Below are 13,358 nucleotides of genomic sequence, written 5' to 3'. Positions count from 1 at the left end.
CTATAGATAACAGACGAATATCATGGTAAATCTCTACTAGTCAATATCTTGTACTAATAGAAATTTTCTGATTATTATTACCTTAATTGAGTATAAAAAACACACCTTCTCCCAGTGTGTTGTTCTATCTCTAGATGGTACACAACTGGCTAACTTTAACAAATAAAGCCCCTATAGCTTTGCGTCACTACTTCACAGTAGTTTTGCCGAATCTTAATATTATTCTAGTTAACATCATACACGTTAACGTTCACTTTAATTTTACATGCATATGTGAATTAAGAACATCCCATAAACATGTTATTTTTTCTATTTTTTTTTCATATATCTACATTTTTAAAGATGTTTAACACCTACATTTCTTTGTAAATTATTTTAGATTTAGATAATTGTGCTTGTTTATGATTATCGTACACATAAGAAATTTTGTCTGTGAAATCCTAGCATATTACAAAAAAGCTCGTATGATGCATTGCATCTATACGAACTTTTTGTTGGGCTTAAACGAATTAGTTATTATCCAAGATTCATCTTCACTTCTATATCATAACGATTTTAAGCATGTGAATCTTTTTTCTTTTTACGAATAAGAAGAACTACAAAGAATCCACTCGTTAGAACAAGCATTCCCCATTTCGATGTTCTATCATAATCACCAGTATTCGTTCCAAAATCGCTTGCGTCCTTGTTAGTATCTTTATTCGGTTTTTCTACTGGATCAATAGGTTTCTCAATACTTGATGTTTTATGAACCGATATCGAATCCATCAATCTTGCTTCATTTCCGGCATAGTCTATTACTTTATAAACAATATTATAGGATTTGTCTTCTGTAAGTGTTATGGTATTATCCGTTTCACTCCACTTAAGATTTGACTTCAACCAAGAAGTACCTCCATCTAAACTGTAATTCCAGAATTCAATACCACTTGCTGGTTGCCCTTTGTTGTCAAGATCTACACCCCATACTTTTAAATCCACTTCTTTTACATCTTTGTAAACAGATTTTAAATGTCCTCCATCTGCTTGTGTAATATTTAATTGTTGTGGAGCTCGTGTATCCACTTTTACAATTGCTGCATTCTTTAAAACGCTTTCATTTCCAACAGCATCCTTTACTTTGAAAATTACTGTATGGATACCATCATCTTTAATGGAAATTACCTGTGGAACACCTGCTTCTGTTTTACCATCCCAAGAAAGTTCTTCACTCCAATTGGTTCCTCCATCCAAACTATACATCCATGTGGATAATCCAGAAGAAATCACACCATCTTTTGGATCAATAGCAGAAACCTTTAAAATTCTTGGATTCGTATTTTTATATGCACTTGAAATAACTTCTCCATTAGCTTCCGTAATTGCTAGATCAATCGGTGCAGTTATATCTTTCATATGTAATGATTTCTCATCACTTGGTGTTCCTTCATTTCCTGCCTCATCAATGATACGTACGACAAATTCATCGCTATCTATGTTTGAGTTTAACGTATACTTCCAAGAATTGGCACCATCTTGAATTTTGATTTGTTCAGACCAAGTTTTTCCACCATCTACGCTATATTGCCAGTTTGATAATGGTGAGGTTGTATTATCTTCTCCTCTCATGTCTGGAGTTATTTCTACTACAACGACTTCTGAGGCATTTCCTGATGTAGGAATTTCTATTCCTTTTGTCGTGTAGAGATTGATTGAAGGTTTAGCTGGTCCTATGCTGTCACGTTTTATGGAGAGTGTGGCAACATCTACATTTCCTAAGGTATCTTCCGCTCTGACTTCAAATGTAAATATTCCATTTGTTTGAAAAATGTATTCATTTACAAATTTAGTTAGATCACTGCCAAGAGATGAGCCTTCATAAACATGTTTACTACCGTTTTCATCAGTGAAGGTAACTTTCTCAATTTCATTTTTAAGCTTGCCACTAGTTGTTTTTGCGGAAATTTCTAACGAAGTCATTTCTTTTCGATACCAACCATTGACTTTGTCTTCATTTTTGACCTTAATGTCAGCCTCGATTATTCCAAGTTCATCCTCATTTGGAATATCTTTAATAATTGGAGTTGCACTTATATCCGCAACATTTCCAGCGCGATCTACAATACTTAAGATTTTTATTTCTGTTCCACTAGGATATTGTGTTATATCAAATGGAATTTCTACATATCCAATTGGATCTTCATTTTTCCTTTGTACTGTTAAGTTTCCGCTATCTCCAATGGAATAGACGATAGCTTGACCACCACTCAATGCATCCTGTATTTTCACTTTAGCCTTCCAATCATTCTCTTTTACCTTGACAACTTGGATGGTTGCATCTGTAGGGTTAGTTGCATCATATCGAGCAATTGCACTTACCCTAGGCCCACTTTGACTTAAATCTTTCTTACGCACATAAACAATAATTGTACTTTCTCCTTCTTCACTTAATTTGAAAGTTTGTTTAGGTGCTGTTATCCCATCTGTAGGAATTTGCATTGTACCATTTTTCACTTCTACACCTAGTGAATTTTTAACACTATATCCATATTCGTAGTCGTTAGCCATGCCAGTATCCGTACAAACAGGCGCGCTCAAGATAACAGTTTGCTCGGTATTCACCCATGCTCCATTCACGGAAATACCCTTAGCTTGTATATCTATACTAGCGATACCAGGTACATTTTTATTGATATCTACCAATTTAGGAGTAGAAACATTGGTGTTTCCAGCTACTGTTGTAATTTTGAACTGATAATATACCTTTTCTTCTTTTGTAGCAATTACTTCATACACGCCACTTGCATTTCTATCAACTGCTTGCCATGAAGTAAATGGTCCAGTTTGACTACTTGAGGTAGCTACTTCCATTTTTGCGATTCCAGAAATTGCAATTTCATGTAGGCTTACCTGTAGAGTTACATCCTCTGCGCTAGGTTTACCTTCATAAGACAATGTTCCTCCACTTCCATCTGGTAACGTTGCAGTTACATCTAGATTTGGAGCACTCGTCTCAACAAAATATGTTTCATTACGTGTTTGCTCATTCCCAGAGTGATCTCTTACAGTTACACTAATGCTAGATAACCCAGTAGGTGTTTGTACTAAATTTAATGAAGTTGTTCCATCTGAAGCAGTATTTATCTTTACTTCATTTGTACTCACATAATCATTTTTCTCAAACACGACAACACCATCTTGCATTATCTGAATAGATGCAATACCACTCTTTTCATCTTTCACTAAGACACTGTATGCTTTCTCTGTTGTAATCCATTCACTAGATGAAACAGGGTCTATAAATATGGTAGGTTTTTCTACTTCAATTTGCATAGGATTGGAAACAATCACATCACTTTTCCAGCCTGCTTCATCCACAGCAAATACACTCAATGTTCCATCAAAATCAGGACTTAAAGAAATACATCCAATACCATCTTTATCTGCTTGTACAGCTTTTTCAGATGATGCTATACCATTTTCTGTTGTAAAGTATTTGAAGTGATCTACTCCTGAACCTATATCGGTTGCTTGAACTTCTACTGTTATCTCTTCATTGTAGTATTCTTTGCCAGTAATTCTATTCCATAATGATGTAAGTCCTGAATACGTTGTTCTTGAGGCTTGTAGTCCTTGCATTACTGGTTTTTTCGTATCTACTTTCACTTTCGTTCGCGCAGTTAATGAAGAAATATTGCCTGCATTATCTTTCGCTCTACCAACAACTTCAAATTCTCCATCGGACAAGATTACATTCTCTCCTTGTACAAAGGAATCTGTATTTGTCTTTCCTATTTCTTGTAAGTTATAGTATGAAGTTACCTGTGTTCTATTCACATCATCAACATCTTTATAAGACTTTGTATCACCGCTATCTTTAATAGTTTCAACATGAATATCAGGTGCGCTTATATACCAATCATTTTTACCTAAAGTTCCATTTTCCATCTTCATCAATGGCGCTTTAGGAGCAGTTCTATCCACATATGCGATTTCATCAATCACAGCAGATTTCTTTCCAGTTCCTGATATTCCCATAAAGTAATAACGCACACCTTTTGCTGCTGTAGATTCATTGACTAAAACTTCATTTCCAGAAACTTTTATTGGATTTTCAAGTTTTCCATCTGCATCTACCTTTTGACTATAATAGTATTCAACTCCAGAAAGTGGTGAAGCATTTGCACTCAAGGTAAATTTCACTCCACCCTTCCAAATTGTTTCATCAGCAATTTCACTAGCATGTACTTCAATGGCAAGATTAAAATTTTCCTTGTCTAACCACGCTTTATATGTTGCTGGATCACTATATAATCCATTCTTAGAAAGACTTCTAACTTTGATGTTATATTGTCCATTTGTATCTATTTTATAAGTAGCATTATCTAATAAATCAGTTTTCGCATCATCTCTCTTATTTGTTAACGGTAACCATTCACTACCATTTACACTATACTCATAGCGTTCAAATCCAGAAATAGACTCATCTCCACCACTAATATCTAAGAAGAAATCATCAACATACCACTTACTCTGTATTTTTCCATTTCTTTCATGTATTTCAACACTTGGTTTTTGATTATCCACTACATATGAGTATTCAGCTTCAGAAGAAGTCCCAGCATGATTGCTAGCTTTCACATACACGGTTCCCTCAAAGTTTCCTAAATCTAGAGGCCCAGTATATAGCTTCCATGCTTCGCTTACCTTTGTACGGTATTCAATCTTTTCGATTCCAATTTCATCCTCTGCTTTTAAAGTGACTTCAATTGGTTCATTATAGACTTCAAGAGTTTTACCATCTTTTTCAACCGTAAGAGTATTTCCATCACTTGCTTGCATTGGTACCTTGTCTTTTTCTATTGTGATGGTTGGTATACTATTACTAATTTTAATCGTTTTGCTAATGGTCCTAGAAGCATTACCTGCGGCATCTTTGGTATATGCATCTATGACCCAAGTGCCATTTTTAAATTTATCTTGACCAATTTCCACTTCTGTACTGGTAACTTTTATGAAAGTTCCTACTTCCCCTAATTTTCTCATATTGTAATACAGGGTTCTTGGACTTTCATCTGCTTTGGCTACTGTATCATCTTTAATGGTTACACTTGCTTTCGTATACCATTTTGTAAAATCTGTAATAGATTTATCTTCTTGATCTTCAAACGATAATGTAGGATCATCAGGCTTCGTAATATCATATCCTACGATATACGTTGTGGTTTCATCCGATTCTACCCCAGACTTATTCTTCGCTTTGAATTGATATTTATAAATACCTTCACTTTCAACTACAAAATTTTTGAAGTTTACAGATGCTCCATCTTCCTTGTATTCTACATAATCACCATCAGTATCTTTATAAAATAATTGCTTACCATTCGTAGAAATCGCAAAACTTACAGATTCATTGGTCCAATTTACAGTTCCATCTGTAGATACTACTCCTACAGGATTCACTGTTATACTAGGTTTAGAAGCTTCTACATTAATACTAGTAGTGGCTTCATCACTAATGTGACCAGCATTACTAGTGGAACGGAATCGAATGTCATAACTTCCATCTGCCGAAATGTTTAACTTGTTGGTATACGTTTTCCATCCATCACTTGCAATACCATTTTTATAGATAATATACTCTATTTTGTTATTTCCACTCTTTGGAGCAGTACTATCAAATTCTGCACTTACAAGGACTGTCTTATCCGTCCATGCTCCTTGCGTATAGGTAGATCCATCTATTGTAGTTTCTACAATTGGAGCATTTGGTTTTTTCGTATCTACCACAAATTTCTGTTGTGTTATTTTTGTGATATTGTTTGCTCTATCTTCTACCTCATAATTCAAGGTATAAAGTCCGTCCTCAAGGATAATAGGATCTGTATATCCCTTTTTCGTTAGAGCTGCATCCAAACTGTACTCTTCACGTATTAACCCACTCGCAATATCTTGATTAGTAACACCATTCATATATCCCTTAATTAGTGGATCACTCGCACCAAAAGAAATTGTTGGAACTTTTCCATATACGTCAGCATACCCAGAAGGCAATGTCGAAGAATTCATAGAATCTGCAACAACTTTACTTACATTAAATGTAGGATCACTGCTCTGTAATGTTGGTTTATTTTTATCGATTTGAACCATTACTGTCACAGTCTCTGATGATGTTTTTGCATCATCACTACGATTTGCTATTTTTGAACGGAATTTAAACTTCTGAACGGTATCCTTACTCATTGTTAATCCAAGCTTTTTATCCGCTGTTCCCGCAATACTTCCAGCTGTGAAGTACCCATTATTATCAGAAGATGGATTCAAAGTCTTCCACGTTGTTCCATCATCCGTTGTATACTCATAGTTAACAAAATCTCCACCTAATGTTGTAGCTCCATCTTTGTTTAAGAAAGTTAAATCAACAGTAACATTTTGATTTGTCCAAGCTCCATTATAATCGCTCGTTCCGACTTTCGCATCTGCTTTTACACGCGGTAATGTAGAATTGATTTTAAATCCTTCACTTGAAACTGTTCTAACGTTACCTGCATTATCTGTAATTTTACTCGTTACGTATCCTTCATAATTAGGAGTAACTCCAAAGGTCGTTGAAGAGTTATTCAATGTTACATTTTTATCTTGCGTTCCATCTCCATTAGAGATTGTGCCAGTTAAACCTTTGGTGTTGTATAGCACATAGTTTAAACTTCCTACACCACTTGTGACATCTTCAGATGTAATTTTGATGTCAGTTGTCTCCAAGAAAAACTGATTGAATGTAATATTTGATAAGAATTGAGTAAATGGATTTTTATCCACTTCAATACTCACTGGATCAGGAGCAGTTGTATCTACTTTGATTGTATACATCTGTTTTTTAGATGCATTGTGTACTTTCATAGTTGCAACATCTACTGCCTCATCTTCACTCCATACTTCCAACTGATAAATACCATCCGCATTAATTACAGGTTGACTTGTAGATAAATAATTCATACCTGCAAAACTATCCTGATCTGTACTAGCATTATTGATAATACCAGGTGATTTATGAACCCCTACAAATCCTCCCATCGTATTACGAGAAGAAGTACCTATATTACTATTTACAGTACTACTATTTTGAATGCTTCCAGCATTCATACCTACTGCACCACCCAAAGAAGCAAGAGAATCTACATCAGTTATTGATAATGCTCCACTATTTTGGCAAGTATCGATACTTCCTGAATTATTTCCTACAATACCACCAATAGAAACAGAGCCAACAGCTGAACTAGAAAGTGTAATACTTCCACTATTCAAGCAGTTGTATAGTATCCCCGTGCTATCTAATTTACCAGCAATACCCCCAGCATGTCCAATTACATTAACCAAACCTGAACCAACTAATTGAATGCTGCCTATATTTTTTGAATTTAATACCGTACCACCAGTGATTGTCCCAACAATACCTCCTGTAGTATTTGTTGATATTATTGACATGTTAGATTGGCAAGTAGTAATTATAGAAGTACTACCATCCATGCTACCAACAACCCCACCACTAGAGGCAGCAGATGTCGATTGTGTTGATAAAGTTCCAGAACTTACACAATCACTTAGGGTTGCGTTTGCTTTCATTTGTCCAACAATACCACCAGCATCATCATCTATAGAAAGAATACTTCCACTAAAAGTACAATTCTTTATTGTACCGGCATCTAAAAGTCCAGAAATCCCTCCTATATATTGGCGAGAAGTCGAGGAATTAAAATCGGAAGATACTTTGCAATTTGCAATGACACCCTTATTTATATTAGCAATCCCTCCATCAGAATATAATTTAGTGGAAGAACTATTATTAAGACTAGAAAACTGAATACTTCCACTTGCTTCATTAATGTTTACAAGAGCAAGAGCTGTTTCCATACTCTTACAGTTAATGATTTGTCCCTCATTGCTACCAGATACAAGAGAACCTCCTGTGATTGTTAGATTCATAATCTTTGCATTCTTGCCAGTATTCTTAAATGCAGTACCAGTAATCGTACGAGTTCCTCCATCAAAGGAACCAGTAAAGTTTTCAATTGGTGTATCTACTGTTATATTTTGTTGTAAAATATAACGTCCACTCGCAGGATACATATCAGAAGTACCAATCATTTCAAACTGTTCTTTCGTTACAATAATCGCATCGACTGGTTGTGGTGTTCCATCCGAAGATGGAAACTGAGAAATTGGCTTTTGAGAAAGTGTTGTTATCGTATTTACTAACAACTGTTTCTCAGGCGTTGTAGCTATACTTTTAGAATAATTATATCGACCCGCATATTGTGTGGGATACGCAGCACTGCCTATCTTTATTGTGCTATGCCCAATTTGAGAAAATCCTATGTTATTATTTGTAGTCAAATAATAATTCTTAACACTGTTTACTCCAATGGCTCTATCCGTAGTAATGCCCGTTCCATCCGTCATCGCAATCCAAATATCGCCATACGCACGAATACCACCTAACGTGTGCGTATCTTCACGCGCAAACTTAGTTCCTAAGGAGCCTATCTTAAATGGAAAGCTTGTTATATTACCTTCTTTTACAACCTGTAAGCCTGTTCCATTACGACCATAGGAAGTAGCATCTCCCCCCTCACTTGGTTCTAAACGTAAATATGATTGAAGTAGTGTATAAAGACCTGGTTGAGCATGAGAAGTGTCATGCCCCACTAAGAACCCATTTCCAGCTTGTAAATATTGCTCTACCAAATTCAATGCGTTCTTATCATTTGTAATTACATTATAATTCTCTCCTAAATCACCTCCAGATTTTCCACCAGCATCCACAGCACCATAATAAATCAAATCTGGTGCTGTAGTTCCATCTTTACTATATTTCATATAGGCAGTAGGAGAGTTATTAAAGGAATTGGCATTTACTCCCTTAATATGAATGGTAATTTTATTCACACCACTTCCATACGTTAAATCAATTACTTCATTTTCCTTATAAAGCTTTGTAGCGGTTGCTTCATCAGGAACAGGCATACTATTAGCTTCATTAGAAATCTCATACATCCAAGATCTAAAATGATTTCCATCATCTTGATATTTACTTGATGTAGGATAAATATTTAATACGTAAAATTCTTTCTTTTGAATTTTATCACCTGTTTCAATCACAGATGGTTCTTTATATGACTCAGGTGCTTTCGGAGTAGGAACTTGTAAAGTTGACACACTTCCAGCAGACTCCTCTAATGTATCCTTACCATTATTATTATCTTCTTGAATACCCTTTTCAGGTGAAGTTCCTTGTTTTTGAAATCTACTATTTAAGATAGACTGTCCTAATATAGACGGTTGTGCTAACGCACCATTCCCCTGTGTATAGAAACGATAATACGTTGTTTCATTAGAAGATGGTTCAGCACCTTTCGTTGGATTTTCTATCATTATAGTAGGCCATTTTTTGTTATACCATCCATTCAATCCATCCGGAGTTTCTAATCCAGCTTGATTCTTAACACGAACACTTGGAACTTCTGGTTTTTTGGTATCCACTTTTACTAATTTCGTGATTACATCACTTTCCAAACCAGATTCGCTTACCGCTTTAAAGAAGATTGTGTCGTTTATATCCTTTGTATATTTAAAGCTTTGTTCCTTATCCGTCGGAGTATCATTAATTTTAATCCAATCACTTGAAGCTACACCAACTTTATAATACCAAGTTACTTTGGATAGCGTATGAGCTTCTCCAGTTGTTGTATCATCTTCTGCTTGGACATTGTTTTTTAATTTAAAACTAGCATATTCATTCACCCATAAAGCTGTGTTTGCTAAATACTCTACTTGAGCATCTGGTTTTACCGCATCAATTTTATATGGAATATCACTTGATGTCCCTACATTACCAACACCATCTGTTCCAAGTATAGTAAGCTTACTTCCATCTTTTCTATTCTTACTAGCTGCTGTATCTGTAAATGTAAAGCTTATCTTCCCACTATAAACTTTAGAAATATCATCTCCAGTTCCTGGTTCGTACTTCCAATTAATAATACCACGTTCTTTAAACCAATCGGCATCTCTTGTGAAGTCATTACTTCCTATACGGACTGATTGCAAAATTCCTTGCGCGGCATATTTGATTTCAAAACCATCTAGTCCTGAATTTCCATCTTGTAGTTCCACTTTAAAATTTTGATTCTCTTGCCATTTCGTTGTATCTTCTACAGGTGTTACTTTTACAGTTGGATTTTTCGCATCAACCATGATATTACTTGTTCTATATTCTGTTGTAACTCCAGATTCATCTGTAATACGCACAAATATACTACCTTTAAAGTTCGAAATCTCTGGTTTCTTTGTATCATCGTAGGTTAGCCATGTACCATCTTCTGGTGCAGTTGCTCCCTTTACCAAAGACAAGTCTTCACATAACATATACTCAACTTTTTCCAACTTAGCAGGTCCTGGAAAAACATCAATCGTCAGCTCTCCTGCATCTTTCTTTCTAGGTGAAATAGTAGATGGAGCTGTGAAATCTCCTAACTTATCTGAACCATGATAAATATCTTTTAAAGACAAACCACCTAAGTTCACTTTATAAGTATATGTCTTTGTTTTAGTAACATTACCCGCTTCATCTTTGGTGTAAGTTTTAATCGTATATATTCCATCTTGTCCCATTTCTTCAATGAGATTGATTCTCTTCAAACCCTTTGCACCTTTATAACCAATTTCAAAAGACGTTGATAAATCCCTTGTGCCATTGGTTCCATCTTGCTTTTCTCCAATGTTCCCCTTCGTTATATCTCCTTGATAATATACATCTACAAATCCATTTATCTTACTAACATCGCTATTTTCTAAGGAAACATCCACACTAAATTTCTGATCAGTTAGTTCTTTTTTCGTATACCATCCCTTACTGTTTGCTGAAATCGCATCAGGAGTTACTAAGACATCATCAGGTGTAGTTACATCTACTTTAACCACTTTTCTAACTGTATGATGAACACCCGTTCTTGAGGTCACCTTAAAGTCATAAAATAACGCTGTTTCTTTATGTAAATCCACATCCACCGTTGCATCCGCTTTTAATGGTGTTTCCTGTAATTTTATATACTCTTTAGTATTTAATTCTGCTTCCGTTTCTGCATAACGATAAGAGTACTCAATAGTACCTCGTTGTTGTTTTGCACTTTCTTCAGTTAATGATAATTTCGCAATTGCCTCTTGGTCAGACCATACATCAAAGTCATAATCAAGATCTGTATTCCCTTTTGATTTTCCTGTAGGATTTGTCCATTCCACAATCAGATTAGGTACGACATTATCTACTTCTAATTCATCACTCGTATAGGATACGCTATTCCCCGCTTTATCACTTACTGTAATCTTTACTTTATATATTCCCGTATCAAAGCAATTTACATTGATACCACTTATACTAGAAGGTCCTGTTCCATTTGCATTTTCAGATGGAACATACCCATTGTTATAAGTAGTCCCGTTTACTTCAATTGGGACTTGCGTATCATTATCAAGACGAACTGCCTCTACCTTGGCAATCCCCGAAATAAATGCTCCTGTATCCGAGACATCCACTGGTAAGATAATCTTAGAATATGGTGAACCCTTATTATATGTGTCGTTTTGTTCAACACCATCCTTCATTGTTTTCACAATTGGTGCTTTCACATGTAATGTAGGATTTATATTTTCAATCATAGTCTTGTAAGTGACTGTTTGTACTTTATCATTTGCCCTAAAATACAGCGTTCGATCTGTTATACCCTCGTGCACAACATTTAGAATTTTGGGATTCTTTAAGTCATTGTATGTATAATTCTTCCAATCTGTAGTAGTAGGCGTTGATGGAGTGAATGCGGTACCTAAATTCTCAGTAACACCCGCTATTGTATTTGCGTTGATTTCAAAATCCACTTTTTCTTTAGCGAACAAACTGTACTTCCCATTTTCAGAAGGACTTAAAAGAGTCCTTGTTGTATCTTCATCCTTTAATGCTCGAACTTCAAAGCTAGCTTTATATGCTAATGGTATTTCAATTTCAGCTGGCATATTTGCATAATCCGTGTGCGTTTCTCCATTATACTGTTCACTAAACACCTTATACTTATACCCTTTTTCATCCAAGTCTGCAGGCACCGTCAATTTCGCTGTACCTTTTTGATAACCAGAGTCTACACTCGCAATACGTCCATAATATAAAATCTCATCACCAGCATCATTTGTCATGATTACACTGATGGAATTACCTGGACCATTTTTCTCATAGCTAATCAATGCTTCAGTATCACTTGGTCTTTGTACATCCGTTACCTTAATAGATTGCGTATCATCCTTTAAAGTGAACTTCCAATCACTGCTATCTTTAGCATTAATAGGTGCCAAATAAGAACTAACTCCATTCCCTTGTTTCCCACCATTGGCTGCCGATACAAAAAGTACTGATTTAGTATCAATGACAGAGGCAACACGAATATACATAGCATTAGTTCCAGCACTAGGATATACAATTGCATGATCAGCACCACCATATGCATAAACTGCTGGTACAGATATATATTTATTAAGATCTTTACTCATTGAACCAGCTAACCAATACCGTCTTTCATAATATGCTCCACCCAACAATGGGTTAAATTTGGACAAATTCTTTGGTTTAGTTCCATTAGAATAACTGGTTCTACTGAAACCATATTCTTGGTTGTAAATCAAACTTACAGGTGGTGAAAACCATTTTTTATTTGTGAATTTACCATCCCAAACCTCACTTATTGGAGATGTTGGCGTATACCAGTAATCTTCATATTCAATCCTATATGCCTGATTATTTGAATTATTGCTAGTAAGTGTTTGACTTTGTTCTTTGGGTGTTAGCTGTGTTTTAAATCTAGAATCCACTTGCTTTACTAAGTACGAATTATCATAAGGCCTAGTACTATAATCATAATCATCTAAAGTATACTGAACTCTTGAATTCTCCAAAACATAAGAAAAAATCAACATACCAGGATTACTTCCTCCGGTGTATCGTGTATCATTTTTATTAAGAATTTGCCATTTCAATGCACCATTCATATAATCTCCACCAGAGCCCCAGTACAGATTATCTCCACGCCATTCCAATTTATTATCAGGCAGTGGATTCTTAATATAACTTAGTCCCTCTTTTGCGAACATCATTGTCTTTTCAGGTGATGCCGCTTTTATTTTTGATATAGATTGTGTATTGAGTGAAAGAGATGTAAAAGCGATAATCATCGCTAATGTTACCTTTCCTATTTTATCAATTGTTCTTTTCCAGCTGATTTTTTTCATATACTTATTCCCTCCAATGTGTAAATTCAAAACTATTGAAATTTGATGAT

Annotated in this window: 1 protein-coding gene and 1 riboswitch; the gene reads right to left on the bottom strand. The window is 35.3% G+C overall.

Features of this window, described 5'->3' with window-relative positions; translation table 11 throughout:
- Positions 1-137 precede the first annotated feature (137 nt).
- Positions 138-218: riboswitch (cyclic di-GMP riboswitch) on the bottom strand.
- Positions 219-555: 337 nt separating this feature from the next.
- On the bottom strand, positions 556-13,308 hold the full coding sequence (locus tag ACWG42_RS01480; protein ID WP_455789721.1) for a hypothetical protein: 12,753 nt from the start codon (positions 13,306-13,308) through the stop codon (positions 556-558).
- Positions 13,309-13,358: the final 50 nt, after the last annotated feature.

It is taken from the genome of Amedibacillus sp. YH-ame10, assembly GCF_053848885.1.
The sequence above is the reverse complement of the archived record's forward strand: the minus strand, read 5'-3'. Positions and strand labels throughout refer to the sequence as shown.